We start from the raw sequence: 18,741 nt of genomic DNA on the forward strand, positions 1-18,741 counted from the left end.
CTCACCGAGGAGGAGAGCGACAGCGTCCGGCGGCTCCTCGCCGTCTGACCCGTGGAACGGGTGGCTGACGCGAACTGCCCCGGTCGGCGCGCGTGCGCCGACCGGGGCCGTTCCCGGCCGCGTGGACTCAGGTGATGTCGGTGGTGATGCTCTGCCCGAGACCGAACATCTCGTCCATCTCGACGGAGGCGACGTCGACGTCGTCACCGACCACCGCGATCTGGCCCTCGACGCGCTGGCCGGGGCTCAGGGTGACGGCGGAGAGCGGGTTGATGTCCGCGAAGATCGCGTCCGCCCAGTCCGACCGGACGGTCCCGTCGGCCAGGATCACGTTGAAGTAGATCGGGTTGACCTCCAGCGGCTCGTCGCCGTTGTTCTCGACGGTGACGTCGATGACGGTGTACACGGTGTCGTCGATCGTGTCACCGGCCGTGCCCGCGTGGGAGGCGGTCAGGACGATGTCGGAGACCTCCTCGGCGGGCTCCTCCTCGGCGGCCTCCTCGGACTCCTCGCCCTCCTCGACCGCGGCCTCCTCGGTGTCCGAGGAGCTGGCACCCGTGGAGGAGGAGGTGTCCTCGTCCCCGCTCAGCGCGACCACGCAGCCGACCATGAGCAGCAGGATCAGGATGACGCCGAGGCACCCACCGCACCCGAGACCGATCTTCTTGCCCGTCGACATGCCGGACTTCGGCGGCACCGGCGGGGCGCCGTAGGGCGGCTGCCCGCCGTACGGCTGGTTCGGGTCGTACGGGGCCTGGTTGGGGTCATAGGGGCCCTGGTTGGGGTCGTACGGACCCTGCTGCGCCCCGTACGGCTGCTGGTTGGGGTCGTACGGGGGCTGCTGGCCGTACGGCTGGTTGGGGTCGTACGGAGGGGGTTGGTTCGGGTCGTACGGCGGCTGCTGGCCGTAGGGCTGCTCGGAGCCGTAGGGCTGGTTCGGGTCGTGGGGGTGGGACATGGGGCTCCCTCTCTGGGGACAGGGCGGCGGAGCGGGAGCCCGCCGGGGGACGTGTACGTCGTTCAGACGTGCGGGCCCGGTCGCGGGTTCCCGCTCACGGCGCGTCTGGGGACCGACGTTAACCGGCTTCGGCGACACTTCGTCACGAAATCGGGACCAGTTCGGTCACAGGGGGCGAAGCCGGTCGAACGCGGGTCGACGCGCGGACCGGCCCGGAACGTGAGAGGGGGCCGCCGACCCGTGGTCGGCGGCCCCCTCGGTCCCGGGTCAGTACTCGACCGGGATCTCCTCGAACTCACCGAACGGACCCGCGCGCAGGGTCAGTTCCTCCACGTCCACGGGGGGCGCGGGGTAGACCGCGACCAGCTCGTGGGTGTTGCCGGGCTGGATCATGTGGACCTCCTCGGCGAAGCTGCTGTAGCGCCCGTCCCCGAAGTCCATCTGGGCCACGTAGCGGACCAGGCCGTTCTCCGGCTCGAAGAGCTGGAAGCCGCCGAGGGTTCCCTTGTTGAACTGCTCGGGTCCGCCCGCGACCGTCTCGGAGCCCCCGAGTTCGGGGGTGAGCGGCTCGTCCGTGGTGTTGGTCATCGCCACCGTGCCGATGACGTACGCACCGTCGCGGCGGAGCGCGTGGATCTCCAGGCGGATGCCGTCCTTCTCCCCCTCGGCGACCACGGAGCCCGGGTCGTCGCTGTACGGCGCGGGCCACGTGACGTTGCGCTGGGCCACGCCCAGGCCGTCGTCGTCGTACTCCTCGTCCTCGGTGGCCTCGACGGTGGGGTTGAAGACGTACGAGAACTCGACGCGGCGGTTGCGGGCGCGGGCCTCCTCGTCGTCGGGACCGCCCTCACGGGCGATCGGCTCGCGCTTGCCCCGGCCCTCGACCTCCAGCTGGTAGTCGGTGCCGAGTTCCTCCGCGAGGAGGTTGCGCACGGTCTCGGCGCGCTCCACGGACAGGTTGTCGTTGTACGAGGCGTCCCCGATGCCGTCGGTGTGGCCGATGACGGTGATGGTGGGGTCGTCGGGGTCGACGTTGTTGGCCAGCGTGGTCGCGGCCCGGCGCACGACGTCGGCGGCGGTGTCGGTCAGGTCCGAGCGGTCGAACTCGAACATGACGTCCGAGTGCAGCGAGATGATCTCGCGGTCGCCGTCACGCGTGGTGGAGGCGATCTCGGAGTCCACGAAGCTCTGCACCCAGCCCTCGTCGGCCACCGCGTCCTCGTCGGGACGGCGGTTGGCGAAGGTCAGGTTCTCGCCGCGCCCGGGCGGGTCGTCGAGGCTGAGGTGGTCCGGCCCGTTCGGGTTCTCGGGGTCCGCCCTCTCCTCGTCCACGTCCTGGACGGGGATGCCGGTCATCGCGCCCAGACCGCTGCCGACGAAGGTCACCTGGGACACCTCGTCGGGGATCCGGGGGAAGTACCGGGTGTACTCGTTGGTCACACCGTCGTGCACGGGGTAGAGGCCGTCCTCGTTCGGGCTCTCGGATCCGTACTTGAGTCCCCCCTCGTCGAGGAACTGCCGGTACACGCGACCGGTCAGGGGGTCGACGAGCGTGTGGGCCATGCTCAGGTTCCGGTTGGGTCCGGCGAAGTCGTCCAGGTAGGTGACCTCGTAGTGCATGACCGTGTACTCGTCGGTGCGCTCCAGGCCGGTGATCGAGAAGCGCATCTCGGCGTCCTGCCCGGTGTCCTGGAAGATCCGGCCCTCGCGGACGTAGGGGAACTCCTCCTTCACCTCCGGCGGGCCCGACGCGTCGCCGAAGGTCTCCGACCACCAGTCGGACACGGGGGTACAGCCGCTGAGCAGGAGGCTGCCAGAGACCATGAGCGCGACCACGGTGAGGGGCGTCTTCCGCGCCATGTGGGGGAACTCCGATCGTTGAGGAGACGTACGGGCAACATCCTCCAGCACTCACGGGGTCGAACCGACCACTGCGTCCCCCTAGGGGCGCCGTCAACCTCCCTGGCCAGGGGTGACCCGTATGGGGGATTCTTCCGCCGTGGCACCGGGCCGCCGCCTCCACCGGGGTGGTCCGCCGGGCGGAGGCGCGGTGTGTTCGTGCCCGTGGAGCGTGAGTCGGGGGCCTCTCGACAACCTACCGACACGTAGCGTCGTATCTCGGTGACGGAAGGGCATCATTCGAAGGAGTGACGCATGCTCAGTTCCACTCTCGCCGCGACGACGACCGCCGTGGCGCTCACCCTCACCCTGGGAGCCTGTGGCTCCGGGGGCGACGACGAGGAGCCCCGGGCGGAGCGGGAGACCGGGAGGGGCACGGCCGGTGTCGGGAGCGCGGCCGAGCACTTCGGCCCCGGATGCTCCGACTTCCCCTCCAAGGGCGGGGCCAGCCTCGACGCGATGGCCGACCAGCCCTTCGCCACCGCCATCACCGGAAGTCCGGTGCTGGGCCGCCTGTCCGACGCCCTGAAGCGGGCCGGACTCGACGGGGAACTGGACGCGGTGGAGGACATGACCGTGTTCGCCCCCACCAACGAGGCCTTCGACATGTACCCGGACCAGGAGATCGACGACCTCCTGGCCAACCCCGACGGCCTGGCGTACCTGCTCACCTACCACGTCGTCGCGGGCAGGGTGGGCAGCTCGGAGCTGGAGGGAGGCGTGTTCGACGCCCTCAACGGCGGCCGGGTGCGCACCTCCGGCACGACCGGCGAGTACACCGTGGACGACTACTCGCCCGTGGTCTGCGCGGACGTGCGGACCGCCAACGCCACCGTGCACGTGGTGGACATGCTCCTCCTGCCCTCCTGACCGGGGCTGGCGGGGGGGAGCGCACCGGGAGCACGGAGAACGCACCGGGGGCGCGGAGAAGAGGTCCCGAAAAACCCGCCCGTCGACCAATCCGGTTCCCTACCGGCCCCGAATGCCCCATGTGACTACCGGGACACGCGGGGAACAGCCCCCGCCACACGACGGGCGGCGCCGGGGCGCCGGGGCGGCTCTCGGCCTGCTCGTCGTGGGGGCCGCGCTCGGCTTCGGCGAACTCGCCGCCGGGCTCCTTCGCGTGACCTCCCCGGTGGTGACGGTCGGCGACGCGCTCGTCGACAACAGTCCCCCGTTCCTCATGTCATGGGCGATCGCGCTCTTCGGCACGGCCGACAAGGCCGTGCTGGTCACCGGAGTGCTGCTCGTGCTGGTCCTGTCCGGGACGGCCCTGGGTGTCGTGGCTTCGCGCCGCCCCGTCGCGGGATACGTGGGACTGGGGCTGTTCACGGCGGCGGGGCTGACCGCCGTGGCCCTGCGCCGCGCCGACGACCTGGGGGCGGCCGCGGCCGTGGTCGTCGGCGGGGTCGCGGGCGCCGTCGCCCTCGCCCTGCTGCTGCGGCGCCTGGACCCGGCTCCGTCCCGTGCGCAGGGACCGGCCGCCGAGCCGGAGCACGGGACGGACGCCGAGCGGGCGCCCGGGGAGGGCGCTGAGGTCGACGATCAGGACCGGGAGCCGCACGCAAGGGATGACGCCCCCGGCGTCCCCCAGGCGGGTCCCGACCGGGGACCGGGCCGGAGGGGCTTCGTGCTCACCGCGGCCGGGGTCCTGGCCGCCTCCGGCACCGCCGGTGCCCTCGGACGCGCGCTGCCGACCCTCCTGGGAGGTTCGGGCTCGGGACCCCAGCTGTCCCTGCCCGCCCCGGCCGCCCCGCTGCCCGCCCTGCCGTCCGGCGCCGACCTCGGCGTTCCGGGACTGGCACCCTTCACCACCCCCAACACGGACTTCTACCGGATCGACACCGCCCTGACGGTCCCCCGGCCGGACCCCGCCCAGTGGACACTGCGCGTGCACGGCAGGGTGGACCGCCCGTTCGAGATCACCATGGACGAGCTGCTCTCCCGCGACCTCGTCGAGGCCGACATCACCCTGGCGTGCGTGTCCAACCAGGTCGGCGGGGACCTGGTCGGCAACGCCCGCTGGCTCGGCTTCCCCCTGGCCGACCTCCTGCGCGAGGCCGGGGTGCACTCGGGAGCGGACCAGATCCTCAGCACCTCCAGCGACGGCTGGACCTGTGGCACCCCCACCGAGGTGGTCATGGACGGCCGCGACGCCCTCCTGGCCGTGGGCATGAACGGGGAGCCGCTCCCCCACGAACACGGCCACCCCGCCCGCCTGGTGGTCCCCGGCCTGTACGGGTTCGTCAGCGCCACCAAGTGGGTCACCGACATCCGGCTGACCCGCTTCGCCGACGACGAGGCCTACTGGGCCCGGCGCGGCTGGGGCGTGCGGGCTCCGATCAAGACCATGTCCCGGATCGACGTGCCCGCCCCGCTGGGCCGGGTCGGGTCCGGCGAGGTGGTGCTGGCCGGGGTCGCCTGGGCCCAGCACACCGGGATCGCCGGAGTGGAGGTGCGCGTGGACGACGGCGACTGGTGGGAGGCCGAGCTCGCCGCCGTCCCCGGGATCGACACCTGGGTCCAGTGGGTCACCGAGACCACCGTCGACCCCGGCACCCACTCGGTGGAGGTCAGGGCCACCGACGCCACCGGCTTCACCCAACCCTCCGAACGCGTGGACCCGATCCCCGACGGTGCCACCGGCTGGCACCGGATCCGGTTCACGGCCACCTGAGGCGAACGGCTCCGAGCCGCCGCCCCCCGCAGACCGACGTCCCTCCGACCGACAAGAACGCAGTCACCGACAAGGGAGTTCACGATGAACCGCATGACCGCCACCGCCCGCAGGAACACGCTCGCCGCCACCGCCGCGGCCGCCGCGCTCGCCTTCGGCCTGTCCGCCTGTGGCGGCATGGACGACTCCGGTGAGAACACGGACGCCGGGGCGGCCGAGGAGACCGAGGGCACCGGCATGGAGGAGGAGACGGACGAGGGCACCGCCACCGCCGGGGAGAACTTCGGTCCGGGCTGCGCCGAGGTCCCCGAGGACGGCGACGGCAGCTTCGAGGGCATGGCTCAGGACCCGGTCGCCACGGCCGCGTCCAACAACCCGCTGCTGTCCACCCTGGTCACGGCGGTGGGCGAGGCCGACCTCGTCGACACGCTCAACTCGGCTGAGGACATCACCGTGTTCGCGCCCACCAACGAGGCCTTCGACAAGATCCCCGAGGAGGACCTCAACGCCCTGCTGGACGACCAGGAGCAGCTCACCGAGGTGCTGACCTACCACGTGGTCGAGGGCGAGCAGGCTCCCGAGGCCCTGGAGGACGGTACCTTCACCTCCCTCCAGGGCGACGACGTCACCGCCGAGGGCTCCGGCGAGGACTTCACCGTCAACGGCGACTCGCGCGTGGTCTGCGGCAACGTGCAGACCTCCAACGCGACCGTCTACATCGTCGACACGGTGCTGATGCCCTCCTGATGAGAGGCTTTCCCGAAGGACACCCGGGCGGTCCGCGCGCTGAGGCCGGGCCGTCCGGGTCCCACGGGGGACCCGACCGGGCCTCCTCCCGGAGCCCGGTCGAGCAGTGAACGAGCACCACATCCCCGAGACGAGAAGGGTCCGGATGGACAGGGCAGCCGCTGTACCGCACGACGCGGCGCACGACGCCGACCCGCCCGGGTTGGAGGAGCTGCTGGGCCTCGTGGCGCGCGGCGACGAGCAGGCCTTCGGCCGGGTCTACGACCTCATCAGCCCCACCGTGTACGGGCTGGTGCGGCGCATCCTGCGTGATCCCGCCCAGTCGGAGGAGGTCACGCAGGAGGTGCTCGTGGAGGTGTGGCGCAGCGCCTGCCGCTACGACGCCCGCCGGGGCAGCCCCCAGGCCTGGGTGATGACCCTCGCCCACCGCAGGGCCGTGGACCGGGTGCGGTCTGAGCAGGCCAGCAGCGACCGGGAGGCCCGTGCGGCGGCGGCCGACACCCAGCGGCCCTACGACGAGGTGGCCGAGGAGGCCACCGACCGGCTCGAACGAGAACGGGTGCGCCGGTGTCTGGACACGCTGACCGAGCTCCAGGAGCAGTCGGTGCGGCTGGCCTTCTACGGTGGCTACTCCTACCGTGAGGTGGCCGGGCTGCTGTCGGCGCCCCTGGGCACCATCAAGACGCGCATGCGCGACGGGCTGATCAGGCTCAGGGACTGTCTGGGGGTGGACTGGTGAGGGGAACGATGGGTCAGGACACGCACACGTTGACGGGGGCCTACGCCCTCAACGCCCTCTCCCCGACCGAGAGCGTCCGGTTCGAGGACCATCTGGCCGACTGCGACTCCTGCGTCCAGGAGGTGCGGGGATTCGCCGAGACCTCCGCAAGGCTGGCCGCCGCGACCGTGCAGGCCCCGCCCGCCGAGCTCAGGGCACGGGTGCTGGAGGAGGTCGCCCGGACCCGGCAGCTCGCCCCGGCGCCCGAACGCCTCCCCGAGCCGCGTGCCCGTCGGACCTGGCCGTGGCTGCTGGGGCTGGCCCTGGCGGCGTGCGTGGCCACGATCATCGCGCTGGGCGCGGTGGTGCTGGACCAGGGCCGCCAGGTGGACGAGCTCCACGCCAACGAGCAGCGGATCGCCGCGGTGATCTCGGCTCCGGACGCGGTCTCCACCAGCGCCGAGCCCATGGAGGGCGTGAGCGTGACGGTGGTGAGCTCCGAGACCCTGGGCGACCTGGTGTTCAGTGCGCACGGCCTGGAGGACCTGCACGAGGAGGACTACCAGCTCTGGCTGACCCGCGACGACGGCAGCGTGTACTCGGCGGGCGTGCTCTCCGTGGACGAGGCAGGGTTCGTGCTGCCGGTCCTGGCGGAGCCGGACGAGGGCACCGAGGGTGTGGCGGTGACCGTCGAGCCTGAGGGCGGTTCGGACCAGCCCACGTCCGATCCGGTGATGGCGATGCCGGTCACCGGCTGACCGGAGTGGCCCCGCCGCCGTGCGGGGTCCGGAGACCGCGGCCCCCGTCCCCCCCGGCGGGGGCCGCACCGTGCCCGGGGAGCGTCGCGGCGTGCGGGCGCCCTGCGCGGCGGCCGGGACCCCACACCGGACTGCCTCCACGGGCGGGCAGGACACGCACGGCGGGGGCCGAGCGTGCACTGTCCGGTCCCGAGGAGCGGGCCGAGGACCTCACCACCGGGCGACGTCCTCCGGGCGGGGCAGGTCGCGCATGGTGGAGCCGAGCGTGAACAGGGCGGCCAGCGCCGACACCACCGCCATCATCAGGAACACCAGGGTGGGTCCGGCGAGGTCGAAGAGCAGCCCGACCATGAGGATCCCGATCGGCTGGGAGAGCAGCGACATGAACGTCACCGCGCCCAGGGCCCGCCCCTGGTAGCGGTCGGGGACCGACGTCGCGACGTAGCTGTAGAACACGGCGTTCACACAGGGCACGGCGGCGAACACGCACCCCACGATCAGTCCGAGCGGCAGCACCCCCGGGGCGACCAGGAGCGCGAGCGCGCACACGGGGGCCGCCCACGCCGTGCAGAGGAAGATCGTGCTGGGCCGCACCTGGCGCACGACCACCCCGGCGGCCAGGGCGCCGAGCAGCCCGCCGGTGCCCGCGAGCGAGACGGTGAGGCCGACCACCAGGTGCGAGGCGCCCCGGTCGTCGGCGGTGGCGATCAGCGCCAGGAACGCTCCCGTCTGTGTGAAGGCGAGGTTGAAGCAGACGATCCACGCGAGCATCGGCCGCAGGATCGGGTGCCGGGCGAGCAGCACGAAACCCAGCACCGCGCCGCGCGGGCTCATCCGCTCGGTCCCCTCGTGGCGGGCCTGCATGGGGCGCCGGATGCGCAGGATCAGCGCCCCCGACACCAGGTACAGGAGCGCCTCCGCCAGGAAGGGGTAGGCGCGGCCCAGGCTGAACAGGAACCCGGCGAGGGGCGCTCCCAGGGCGGTCGTGGTGAAGAAGCGGATCTGGTTCTGCGCGGCGGCGTCGGCCATCTGGGCGGGCGGCACCAGCTGTTTGATCGCGGCCATGGCGACCGGGTTGGACACACCCATGAACGCCGACGACACCACCGCCGTGCCGATCACCGTCGGCGCCGTGGCGTGCCCGCTGAGCAGGGTTCCGGCGAAGGCGAGCAGGAGCAGCAGGCGGCCGAGGTCGCACACCAACAGCACGGCGCGGCGGTTGACGCGGTCGGCGAGGGAGCCCCCGACGACCGCCGCGACCATGGTGGTGGCCACCTGCGCGGCGCCGACGAGCCCGGCCTCGGCGGCCGAACCGGCCAGCGTCAGCATGAGCAGGGGGTAGGCGACCTCGCCGCTCTCCTTGCCCAGCCCGGCGAGGAACCGGCTGGACCACAGGGACTGGAAGTCCTGGTTGCGCAGGAGCGGGGTCGTCGCGGCCGGTCCCGCCACTGCCGTGTCCGGTGGCAGGAGGGGGCGCCGGTGTTCGATCGTCATGGTGTCGGACCACCCGTCGTGATACCCGGTGGGTCCCGGGATGCCCCGAGGCCCCGCTCCGAGCGTCGCCTCGGGCACCCCCGTCGCGGAGTGCGTGCGGGTCGCGGGCGTCAGGAGGGGAAGGCGGGGATCACGAAGGAGGGTCTTTCGGGGGGTGGGTTGCTCAGATCGACATTATGCACCCGTTGGGGGCATTGCGAGCTTCTGAGGCACATCAGTCACATATCCGACTATGTGGCCACTACCGGCCGCACCGCTCACGCGTGGACGCGCGGGAGAGCGGACGGCGCGACCGGGCCCTGACGCTGGGCCGCAGCCTCGATCGTCCAGGGGGTGCGTTCCACGTAGGCGACCACGAGGGCCACCGCCAGCGAACCGCCCGCGATCACCGCGTAGGAGAGGGTCCAGCCGCCGGTCAGCTCGTTGAACAGGCCGAACAGCAGCGGGCCGCCCAGGGCGATCCCGCTGCCCGCGCCCTGCACGAAGCCGGACAGGGCCGCCGCGCCCTGCGGTGTGGAGCTGCGGGCGTTGATCATGGTCATGACGACCACGAACAGGCTGGTGCCGAGCCCGAGGAAGAGCACCCACAGCACGGCGTACCCGGGGGCCACGGCCACGCCGAGGTACCCCACGCCGTAGCCGGCCAGCCCGAGGGCGACGATCGGGAAGGTGTTGGCCGCGCGCAGGGTGACGACCGGCGCGACCAGGCCGAACATCAGGCTGGCGCCGACCATCAGGGAGACCAGGCTCCCGGCCAGGGCGGGGCTGTGACCGGCGTCGTCCAGCAGGGCGGGCAGCCACGTGAACAGCGTGAAGACGTTCCAGGTGACCATGCCGAACAGCAGCGCCATCCGCCAGGCCATGCCCACGCGCCAGATCGGGCGGGCCAGAGCGGGCCCTCCGGAGGGCACCACGGCGCGCGGGGCGCCGCCGGAGCGCCGCCACTGGACGGTCCACAGGAGCGCGGCGACCAGGGCCAGGACGGACCAGGTGCCGAGGGCCACCCGCCATCCGGCGACCTCGGCCAGGGGGATGGCGACCAGCGGCGGGAAGAGGGCGCCCAGGTGGATGGCGACCATCTGCACGGTGCTGAGGGCGGCGAGGCGGTCCGGGAAGTACTGCTTGATCAGCGGCGGCACCACGACGTTGCCCAGGGCGGCGCCGACGAGCGCGACCCCGGTGAGCGCCAGCAGGGTTCCGGTGTCGGGCGCGAAGGAGCGCATCACCTGGCCCGCTCCGGCGAGCAGCATGCTGAGCGCGGCCGTGGCCTCGGGGCCCAGACGGCGCATGACGGCCGGGGTGATCAGGCCGAACACGGCGAAGGCGACCAGCGGCAGGGTGCCGAAAACCCCCACGACAGTGGCGGTGAAGCCGAACTCCGCGCCGATGGTGGTCAGGAGCGGGGAGAGCGCGGTGACCACGAGGCGCAGGTTGAGCGCCGCGCAGACGATGGCGAGCAGGGCCAGGGTGCGGCCCCGCGCTTGCGGGCCCACCGACGGTCGGTCGGTGACGGCCACGACGGAGGAAGGTCTCACGGTGACGGACGTCCCTTGTGTTGCGGTGGTGCGACGGTGCACCAGTGCTGGGCCGACCGGCGGGCGACACTGCCGACCGGGAAAGGATCACTTCCCGGCGAGCCAAATACGACCTTTTCGCTCAGATGTTACGCATGCTCCGGAGTCAAACACAACAACCCGTATTAAGTACGGGTAAACTCCGGTCATGGCTGATCTTGACGAACTAGATACGGCGATCCTGGCCGAACTCCAGTCAGACGCACGAAAAACCAACCGGGACGTGGCCGCGGCGGTCGGCGCGTCGCCCACGACGACGCTGGATCGGACCCGCGCGCTGCGAGAAAGGGGTGTGATTCGTGGCTCACTGCTGGACGTGGACCTCGAACTCATCGGCCGCCCCGTCCAGGCGCTCATCACCGTCAGCGTCGTGAAGCCCTCGCGCCACAACATCGAGGCCTTCCGCGACTGGGTGCGTGCGCTGCCGGACACCCTGTCGGTCTTCGTCACCTCGGGGAACGAGGACTTCCTGGTGCACGTGGCGCTGCCGGACAACAACAGCCTGTACGCCTTCGTGGTGGACAAGCTGACCGAACGCCCGGAGGTGGCCGACGTGCGCGCGTCGATCGTCTACGAGCACCTGCGCAACAGCCGCATCGCCCCGACCAACGTCCGGGCGGACCGCCCCTGACCTCCGACGCCGCGCGCAGGTGAGGGCAGGGGTGACCTGCCCGACCGAGCGGGGGTCGGGGCACCCCGACCCCCGGCGCCGCGTCCTGGTGGGAGCGGGACCACCGCCCCGACCGCCAGTGGTGCGTACCGGTGGAAGCGGGACCACCGCCCCCGCTCCTCGACACCGCGTCCTGGCGGGAGCGGGGGCACCCCGACCCCCGGCACCGCGTCCTGACCGCAACGGGACCACCGCCCCTGATTCCGGCGCGGCGAACGGGTGGGGCCAGGGGCGCCCCCGACCGCCGGAGGGGGTGGGGGCTAGCCTTGCGGGGTTCCCCATCCCCTCTCCGAGACATCCAATGACCACACCAATCGTCGTCGCGGTGCTGGTGGCGGCCCTGCTGCACGCGGCGTGGAACGCGATCGCGCACGCGATCACCGACCGCCTGCTCGGCTTCGCGCTCATCGGGCTCGGCGGGATGTTCGTGACCCTCCCGCTGCTGCTCGTGGTCGGGATGCCCCCGCCCGAGGCCTGGCCCCTCCTCCTGGGCTCCCTGGCCACCCACCTGCTCTACCTGACCCTGCTGATGGTGTCCTACCGGACCGGCGACTTCGGTCAGGTCTACCCCCTCGCGCGCGGCACCGCCCCCTGGGTGGTCGCCCTCATCGGGGCGCTCCTGCTCGGTGAGCACCTACCACCCCGGGAACTCGTCGGGGTCCTGGTCATCTCGGCCGGGCTGATGATCCTGGTGTTCGCGGGCGGCCTGCCGAAGCGGCACCACGTGCCCGCGCTCCTGGCCGCCTTCGCGACCGGCCTGGCGATCGCCTCCTACACCGTGGTGGACGCCTACGGCGTGCGCCTGACCCAGGACCCGCTCGGGTACATCACGTGGATCATGATGCTCCAGGGGCCCGTGTTCTTCCTCGTGGCCCTGGCCACCCGGCGGGGGAGGCTGGTCGAGCAGCTGCGGCCGATCTGGAAGGTCGGCCTGTTCGGCGGCGCGGTCAGCGCGGGCGCCTACGGGTTGGTCCTGTGGGCCCAGCTGTCCGGCGCGGTCGCCGGGATCGCCGCCCTGCGGGAGACCAGCATCGTCTTCGCGGCGCTGATCGGGCTGGTGTTCTTCAAGGAGCGCGTGGGACCGATCCGGATCGTCGCCTCGACGGTGGTCGTGGCTGGCGTCCTCCTCCTGACCCTCTGACACTCCCCTGCGGCGGCCCCGACCAGTGGGCCCGCCCCGGTCCCGAGCCCGGTTCGGATCGGTCGTAGGCTGGCGGATGTGACTGGAATCTCACCGCCCTCCGAGGGCGACGAGGAGGCCGAGCTCCGCCGGATCCTGGGCGGGCTCGGGCTCCCCGGCCTCGTGGACGTGCACACCCACTTCATGCCGGACAACGTGCTGCGCAAGGTCCAGGCCTACTTCGACGCCCTGGGCCCGGGGGTCTGGCCCCTGCACCCCCGTTACCGGGTGTCCGAGGAGGAACGGGTCGCCCTCCTGCGCGGGTTCGGCGTCCTGGCCTTCACCGCGCTCTCCTACCCCCACCGTCCGGCCATGGCCACCTGGCTCAACGGGTGGGCGGCCGACTTCGCGGAGCGGCACCCCGACTCCCTGCGCAGTTCCACGTTCTTCGCCGAGCCCGAGGCGGCCGAGTACGTGGCCGAGGCGATCCGTTCCGGCGCCCGCGTCTTCAAGGCCCACCTCCAGGTCGGCGCCTACGACCCGCGCGACCCCCTGCTCTCCGGCGTCTGGGGCGCCCTCGCGGACTCCGGGACACCCGTGGTCGTCCACTGCGGCTCCGGCCCGACACCCGGGAACTTCACCGGGCCCGGGCCGTTCTCCGAGGTGCTCCGCCAGCACCCGCGACTCACCGCCGTGATCGCCCACGCGGGCGCACCCGAGTACACGGCCTTCCTGGACCTCGTCGAACGGTACGAGCGCGTCCACCTGGACACCACCATGACGTTCACCCCGTTCACGGAACGGCAGTCGCCCTTCCCCCGCGCCGAACTGCCGCGCCTCCGGGAGTTCGGACACCGCGTGCTCCTGGGTACCGACTTCCCGAACATCCCGTACCGCTACCTCGACCAGATCCGGAGTCTGGTCGGGCTGGACCTGGGCGACGACTGGCTGCGCGGGGTGCTGCACGACAACGCGGCCGCGCTGTTCGGCCTCCGCACCGGTTCCGACCAGGCCCCCGTCACCAGGCAGCACCACACAGAGAGGGCACGATGGAACTCACCCTGACTCCCCTGGAGTTCGCCCGCCGGACCCGCAGACTGCACCCGCACCGGGAGGCGGTGGTCGACCGGGAGCTCCGGCTCACCTACGAGCAGTTCTTCGACCGCTGCGACCGCTGGTCGACCGCGCTCCAGGGCATGGGGGTGGAGCAGGGCGACCGGGTCGCCTACATCGCGCCCAACACCCACGCGCAGCTGGAGTCCTTCTACGCCGTCCCGCAGCTGGGCGCGGTCCTGGTCCCGGTGAACTTCCGGCTGACCGCCGAGGACTTCGTGTACATCGTCAACCACTCCGGCGCCAGGGTGCTGTGCGTGCACGCCGACCAGCTCGACGCCGTCGACGGGGTGCGCGACCGCATGCCCGGCGTGGAGCGGTTCGTGGCCCTGGAGGGCGCCCGCGACGGGTGGGAGGACTACGAGTCCCTGGTCGCGGCCTCCTCCCCCGACTTCGCGCGCCCGGAGATCGCGGAGACGGACCTGCTCACGATCAACTACACCTCCGGGACCACCGCGCGCCCCAAGGGGGTGATGATCACCCACCGCAACGCGTACATGAACTCGGTGGGCACCCTGCTGCACCTGCGGATCGGGCTCGGTGAGCGGTACCTGTGGACGCTGCCGATGTTCCACGCCAACGGCTGGACCTACACGTGGACGGTCACGGCGGCCGGGGGCACCCACGTGTGCCTGCCCGCCATGGACCCCGAGCGGGTGTTCGAGCTCATCCGCACCGAGGAGGTCACCTGGCTGTGCGCGGCACCCACGGTGCTGATCATGCTCTCCAACACGCCCGAGGCCGTGCGCGGGGCGGTCCCGCCGGGGGTGCACGTGGTCACGGCCGGGGCCTCTCCCGCCGCCGAGACCATCGAGCGGCTGGAGGAGGACTTCGGCTGGACCGTCACGCACGTCTACGGCCTGACCGAGACCACGCCCTTCATCACGGTCTGCGAGCCCCGGCCCGAGCACCGGGACCTGTCCGTGCGTGAACGGGGCGCCCTCAAGGCCCGCCAGGGGGTCGAGCTCATCACCTCCGGCGAACTACGGGTGGTCGACGCGACCGGCGCCGAGGTGCCCTGGGACGGGGCCACCGTCGGGCAGATCACCGTGCGCGGCAACGTGGTGATGAAGGGCTACTACAACGACCCCGAGGCCACCGAACAGGCCATGGGCGACGGCTGGTTCCGGACCGGGGACGCCGCAGTCACCCACCCGGACGGCTACGTGGAGATCCAGGACCGCATCAAGGACGTGATCATCTCCGGCGGCGAGAACATCTCCTCCGTCGAGGTGGAGGGGGTGCTGCTCCGGCATCCGGCCGTGCTGGAGGTGGCGATCGTGGGCGTGCCGCACGAGCGCTGGGGCGAGACCCCGCGCGCCTCCGTGGTGCTACGGGAAGGGGCCTCCGCCACCGAGGAGGAGATCATCGCCTTCGCCCGCGAGCACCTGGCGCACTTCAAGGCGCCGACCCAGGTGGAGTTCGTGGAGCAGCTGCCCAAGACCGCGACCGGCAAGATCCAGAAGTTCGTGCTGCGCGGCGGGGCCTCGGCCGTCTCACGCCAGTAGGAGCCGGTCCCCGCTCCGTGTGCCCCACGGAGCGGGGGCGCGGCCTACCCCGGGTTCGGGGTGAGCAGGACGTACCCGGCGCCGAACGGGTCGGCGCCCACGGCCAGGCGTCCCACGCCCGGGACGTCGTCCGGACCCATGTGGATGTGGCCGCCGGCGGCGGTCATCTCCGCCACGGTCGCGTCGCAGTCGGTGACGTGGAAGACGGGGTGCCAGTCGGCCGCGCCACGGGTGGCGGGCAGGTCGGCGGCGTCGACCCCCATGATCCCGCCGAAGGCGCGGTCGTCCCCCAGGCCCGCCGGGCGGGCCACGGCGTACACGCCCCCGTCGCCGGGGAGTTCGAAGTCGGCGAACTCCCATCCGAAGAGGCCGCCGTAGAAGTCCCTGGCGCCCTGTGCCGAGGGGGTCCACAGTTCGGCCCACACGAGGGTGTTCGGGTCGTCGGTGCGTTCCATGCCCGGGAGGGTTCCGGCCTCCCAGAGCGAGACCGAGCCGCCCTGCGGGTCGGCCACGTAGGCCATCCTGCCCAGGCCCATGACGTCCGTGGGTTCCACGTAGGGTGTGGCGCCCAGTTCCCGCGCGCGGTTGAACGTCGCGTCCAGGTCAGGGGTGTTGAAGTAGAGGGACCAGCTGACGGGCTGGTCCTCGGACATCTTCGGCCCGAGGCCGCCGATCAGGGATCCTTCGTATCTGATCAGCATGTAGCCGCCGGTGTCCGGGCCCGCGGACTCCGTCGTCCAGCCGAACACGCGGCTGTAGAAGTCGGTCGCACGGTCCACGTCGGAGGTGGTCAGTTCGATCCAGCAGGGCGAACCGATCACGTAGTCGGTGGTGATCATGGTGCCTCCCGTCGTGACTCCACATTCGAGTCTGCTCCCGGGCGCTGCCATACCGGGGCTGAGCAGGGCAAAGTCTTGACAACAAGCCTAAGGAAGGGCCCAGGAATGACCGTTCGCCTGCACCATGTGGGACCGGTGATCGTCGACGTCGTCATGACCGTCGACCACCTGCCGGAGCGGGGTGGGGGTGTGCTCGCCAGCAGTGCGCGGTCCCTTCCCGGTGGGGGGTTCAACGTGATCGCGGCGGCGACGCGGGCGGGGATGGAGGTGGTCTACGGGGGTGCGCACGGGACGGGTCCGCACGGTGACCTGGTCCGGTCGGCCCTGAATGACGCGGGGGTCGCGTGCGCGCACCCGCCTCGTCCCGAGGACACGGGGTTCTGTGTGGCGCTGGTGGACGCCTCCGCTGAACGGAGCTTCGTCACTCGTCTGGGTGCCGAGACTGATCTGCCGCTGGCGGACCTGCGTACCCTGCGTCCGGAGCCGGGGGACTTCGTCTACACGGTGGGGTACTCGCTGTTGCCCGGGGCTCGCGCCGACGAGCTGGTCACCTGGATCAGTGAGCTTCCTCCCGGGGTGCGGCTGGTGCTGGACCCGGCGCCGGTGGTGGGCGATGTTCCGGCCGCGACGCTGGCGACGGTGCTGGGACGGACGGACGTGCTCAGCCTGAGCGCCGCCGAGGCCGTCACGGTCACCGGGACTGCTGACCTGCACGCCGCAGCGGCGATGCTGGTGGAGCGTGTGGCCCCTGGTGGCGTGGTGGTGCTGCGTGATTCGGCCGAGGGCTGCCTCGTCGCCACAGGGGAAGCGGAGCCCGTCCGGGTCCCGGGGTTCGCTGTGGCCGCGGTGGACACCACCGGCGCGGGCGACGCGCACGTGGGGGTGTTCACCGCCGCTCTGGCCTCGGGGAGTTCGGTGCGGGAGGCCGCCCGCCGGGCCAACGCGGCTGCGGCGCTCGCTGTCACCCGCCCCGGCCCCGCGACGTCCCCCGATCGGGAGGAGTTGGAGAAGTTCCTCAGTGCTCGGGGTTGAGGAAGGCCCCGGACACTCAGGTCGGGGCCTTCGGTGCCTGGCTACTCGGAGGCACGAAGCAGCGCGGACCACTCGTGGGAGGGGAAGGTCAGCGTGCCGAGTTCCCTGTTCTGGGTGTCGCGGACAGCAGACATCCCAGGAGCGTCAGCTACCTCCACGCAGTTCTCGGTGCGCGCGCCGCTAAAACTCGACTTGCGGAAACGGGCGACTTCGACGCAGTTGCCGTTACCGCCGCTGTAGCTGGACTTGTTGAAGACGAGTTCGTCGGTGTGGGGGTGCATCTCGGGGACCTCCGCTGGGGGTGAGGGTACTGACTGACTCATACACAGGCCTGCCCGCTGTTTCACCCCGCGCCCAGGAGAGAACGTCCCGATCCCCTGTCCACCTGTGGACAGGGGATCCTGGACAAGGTCCCCGACTCAGTTAAGTCGGGGACCTTCCTCAATACTCAGCTATGGCTGGGTGGTGGACCGCAGCATCGCGGTCCACTCCTTCCCGGGGAAGACCAAGCAGGCCAATTCCCGGTTTTGAGTGTCGCGCACAGCGGCGCCAGACGGTAGATCAGCGACCTCGACACAGTTCTGCGGGGTGCTGTAGCTCGACTTGCGGAAGGCCAGCTGGTCAACGGGTGTGGGAGCTAGACGCATGGGATTTCGGCTTTCTTCTATGTGGTGAGACCGTGCATCAGTTGGACTGAGTCCTGAGGCCCCAAGGCGACGGACTGAGCCTGCTCAAAGAGCCTCCGATACCTGCTGACCTCTTCCTCGCGCTCCAGGTACAGCCCATCGGTGTCAGTCTCAAGGAACACGAACGGCGCAATGTCCTCATCGGCGTACTCCAGGATGACAAACGGCCCTACAAGTCCGCTGTGGAAGGACGTTGCGACCGGTAGGACTTGAACGGTGATCGCGTTGGTGAGGTCTTCGGAGACCGTGATCAGATGATCGATCTGACCCCGCATGACCTCCTGGTCAACCACCATGCGGCGAAGAGCGTTCTCATCGATGATCATCCACAGCTCTGGCGCTGAGCCCTGGAGTACTTCCTCTTGTCGCTGCACCCGTGCTTCGACGGTTCGGTCGATCTCGCTATCGACACGCGGAGCGGATGCCGACTGCATGTGCAGTCGCGCGTACTCCGGAGTCTGGAGAAGTCCAGGGATGACAATCGGCTCGTAGCTGGAGATCCGCGAGGCTTCCTCTTCAAGACCGGCGTACTCACCCGTAAGGACATCTCCGTACTGAGCCCAGCGGCCCCGCTGACGTGACTGCCTCACGAGAGCAAGGATCGTCAGATGGGCGACAACCCCCGGGTGGCGTACATGCTGCACCACGGGCCCCTCCCGCACTGGGTCAAGGTGGCCCGCCACCACCGCGAACACAAGGCCCAAGAGGCCCGGCGCGCAGCCGCCGCCGCTCGGGCCGAACCAGAACCCGCCCGCCCCCGGGGCCGCCACCGGGCACTCCGCCGATGGTGGGGATGGCCCGCCACCGCCATCAGCTCCACCCTCCTCCTGGGCCTGTCCACCCTGGACGCCCTCGGCCGAACCCTCGCCCACGAGATCGGCATCCCGACCTGAACCACCCAGAGGCTGGGGCCCGGAACTTTCCGGGCCCCAGCCACCCCCACAAGCG

19 protein-coding genes are annotated in these 18,741 nt (G+C 71.3%); 11 read left to right on the forward strand and 8 right to left on the reverse strand.

Annotation, left to right across the window (positions count from 1 at the left end; all coding sequences use genetic code 11):
- Positions 1–127 precede the first annotated feature (127 nt).
- Together ACRWK8_RS22560 and ACRWK8_RS22565 are read right to left on the reverse strand one after the other, a co-directional pair.
- Positions 128–958, reverse strand: coding sequence for a DUF4352 domain-containing protein (locus ACRWK8_RS22560; RefSeq protein WP_378748254.1), 831 nt, complete (start codon positions 956–958; stop codon positions 128–130).
- A gap of 267 nt (positions 959–1,225) precedes the next feature.
- Positions 1,226–2,818 (reverse strand): OmpA family protein, encoded by a 1,593-nt coding sequence (locus ACRWK8_RS22565; RefSeq protein WP_378747810.1) that lies wholly within the window; start codon positions 2,816–2,818, stop codon positions 1,226–1,228.
- A gap of 294 nt (positions 2,819–3,112) precedes the next feature.
- Between ACRWK8_RS22565 and ACRWK8_RS22570 the strand changes: the two genes are divergently transcribed.
- The 5 genes from ACRWK8_RS22570 to ACRWK8_RS22590 all read left to right on the forward strand — a co-directional run bounded on the left by ACRWK8_RS22570 (position 3,113) and on the right by ACRWK8_RS22590 (position 7,757).
- Complete coding sequence (locus ACRWK8_RS22570; RefSeq protein ID WP_431872728.1) at positions 3,113–3,727, forward strand: fasciclin domain-containing protein; 615 nt, start codon at positions 3,113–3,115, stop codon at positions 3,725–3,727.
- 112 nt (positions 3,728–3,839) lie between these two features.
- The gene (locus ACRWK8_RS22575; RefSeq protein WP_431872730.1) at positions 3,840–5,534 is read left to right on the forward strand and encodes a molybdopterin-dependent oxidoreductase; all 1,695 of its coding nucleotides are present in this window, start codon (positions 3,840–3,842) and stop codon (positions 5,532–5,534) included.
- A gap of 84 nt (positions 5,535–5,618) precedes the next feature.
- Entirely contained in the window at positions 5,619–6,281 is a 663-nt protein-coding gene (locus ACRWK8_RS22580) for a fasciclin domain-containing protein (protein ID WP_378747797.1), read from the forward strand.
- A 145-nt stretch (positions 6,282–6,426) separates the two neighbouring features.
- Positions 6,427–7,020 carry a sigma-70 family RNA polymerase sigma factor gene (locus ACRWK8_RS22585; protein WP_378747794.1) on the forward strand — a complete coding sequence of 198 codons (594 nt, stop codon included), beginning with the start codon at positions 6,427–6,429 and terminating at the stop codon, positions 7,018–7,020.
- A gap of 8 nt (positions 7,021–7,028) precedes the next feature.
- On the forward strand, positions 7,029–7,757 hold the full coding sequence (locus ACRWK8_RS22590; RefSeq protein ID WP_352388059.1) for an anti-sigma factor: 729 nt from the start codon (positions 7,029–7,031) through the stop codon (positions 7,755–7,757).
- Positions 7,758–7,967: 210 nt separating this feature from the next.
- On the opposite strand, the gene ACRWK8_RS22595 is transcribed toward ACRWK8_RS22590, so the two are convergent.
- On the reverse strand, positions 7,968–9,251 hold the full coding sequence (locus tag ACRWK8_RS22595) for an MFS transporter (RefSeq protein WP_431872733.1): 1,284 nt from the start codon (positions 9,249–9,251) through the stop codon (positions 7,968–7,970).
- A gap of 257 nt (positions 9,252–9,508) precedes the next feature.
- On the reverse strand, positions 9,509–10,786 hold the full coding sequence (locus ACRWK8_RS22600; RefSeq protein ID WP_378747727.1) for an MFS transporter: 1,278 nt from the start codon (positions 10,784–10,786) through the stop codon (positions 9,509–9,511).
- Between the two features lie 187 nt (positions 10,787–10,973).
- On the opposite strand from ACRWK8_RS22600, the gene ACRWK8_RS22605 reads away from it, so the two are divergent.
- The 4 genes from ACRWK8_RS22605 to ACRWK8_RS22620 all read left to right on the forward strand — a co-directional run bounded on the left by ACRWK8_RS22605 (position 10,974) and on the right by ACRWK8_RS22620 (position 15,236).
- Positions 10,974–11,456, forward strand: a complete 483-nt coding sequence (locus ACRWK8_RS22605) for an Lrp/AsnC family transcriptional regulator (protein WP_378747701.1) — start codon at positions 10,974–10,976, stop codon at positions 11,454–11,456.
- A 340-nt stretch (positions 11,457–11,796) separates the two neighbouring features.
- Positions 11,797–12,636: an EamA family transporter gene (locus ACRWK8_RS22610; RefSeq protein ID WP_378747693.1), complete on the forward strand. Its 840-nt coding sequence runs from the start codon at positions 11,797–11,799 to the stop codon at positions 12,634–12,636.
- Positions 12,637–12,714: 78 nt separating this feature from the next.
- On the forward strand, positions 12,715–13,680 hold the full coding sequence (locus ACRWK8_RS22615; protein ID WP_431872736.1) for an amidohydrolase family protein: 966 nt from the start codon (positions 12,715–12,717) through the stop codon (positions 13,678–13,680).
- Positions 13,665–15,236, forward strand: coding sequence for a long-chain-fatty-acid--CoA ligase (locus ACRWK8_RS22620; RefSeq protein ID WP_431872738.1), 1,572 nt, complete (start codon positions 13,665–13,667; stop codon positions 15,234–15,236). The genes ACRWK8_RS22615 and ACRWK8_RS22620 overlap by 16 nt, the downstream gene beginning before the upstream one ends.
- A 44-nt stretch (positions 15,237–15,280) precedes the next feature.
- Here the strand turns inward: ACRWK8_RS22620 and ACRWK8_RS22625 are convergent, their stop codons facing one another.
- Positions 15,281–16,075 carry a VOC family protein gene (locus ACRWK8_RS22625; protein ID WP_431872740.1) on the reverse strand — a complete coding sequence of 265 codons (795 nt, stop codon included), beginning with the start codon at positions 16,073–16,075 and terminating at the stop codon, positions 15,281–15,283.
- Between the two features lie 105 nt (positions 16,076–16,180).
- Between ACRWK8_RS22625 and ACRWK8_RS22630 the strand changes: the two genes are divergently transcribed.
- Positions 16,181–17,107: a PfkB family carbohydrate kinase gene (locus ACRWK8_RS22630; protein WP_431872742.1), complete on the forward strand. Its 927-nt coding sequence runs from the start codon at positions 16,181–16,183 to the stop codon at positions 17,105–17,107.
- Positions 17,108–17,148: 41 nt separating this feature from the next.
- Here the strand turns inward: ACRWK8_RS22630 and ACRWK8_RS22635 are convergent, their stop codons facing one another.
- The 3 genes from ACRWK8_RS22635 to ACRWK8_RS22645 all read right to left on the reverse strand — a co-directional run bounded on the left by ACRWK8_RS22635 (position 17,149) and on the right by ACRWK8_RS22645 (position 18,383).
- Positions 17,149–17,388, reverse strand: a complete 240-nt coding sequence (locus ACRWK8_RS22635) for a DUF397 domain-containing protein (protein ID WP_431872744.1) — start codon at positions 17,386–17,388, stop codon at positions 17,149–17,151.
- 171 nt (positions 17,389–17,559) lie between these two features.
- Positions 17,560–17,754, reverse strand: coding sequence for a DUF397 domain-containing protein (locus tag ACRWK8_RS22640; protein ID WP_378747669.1), 195 nt, complete (start codon positions 17,752–17,754; stop codon positions 17,560–17,562).
- A gap of 17 nt (positions 17,755–17,771) precedes the next feature.
- Entirely contained in the window at positions 17,772–18,383 is a 612-nt protein-coding gene (locus ACRWK8_RS22645; protein WP_431872746.1) for a DUF5753 domain-containing protein, read from the reverse strand.
- An 18-nt stretch (positions 18,384–18,401) separates the two neighbouring features.
- Between ACRWK8_RS22645 and ACRWK8_RS22650 the strand changes: the two genes are divergently transcribed.
- Positions 18,402–18,686, forward strand: a complete 285-nt coding sequence (locus tag ACRWK8_RS22650; RefSeq protein WP_431872748.1) for a hypothetical protein — start codon at positions 18,402–18,404, stop codon at positions 18,684–18,686.
- Positions 18,687–18,741 lie beyond the last annotated feature (55 nt).

The sequence above is a fragment of the Nocardiopsis eucommiae genome (genome assembly GCF_965344335.1).
Lineage (GTDB): Bacteria > Actinomycetota > Actinomycetes > Streptosporangiales > Streptosporangiaceae > Nocardiopsis > Nocardiopsis eucommiae.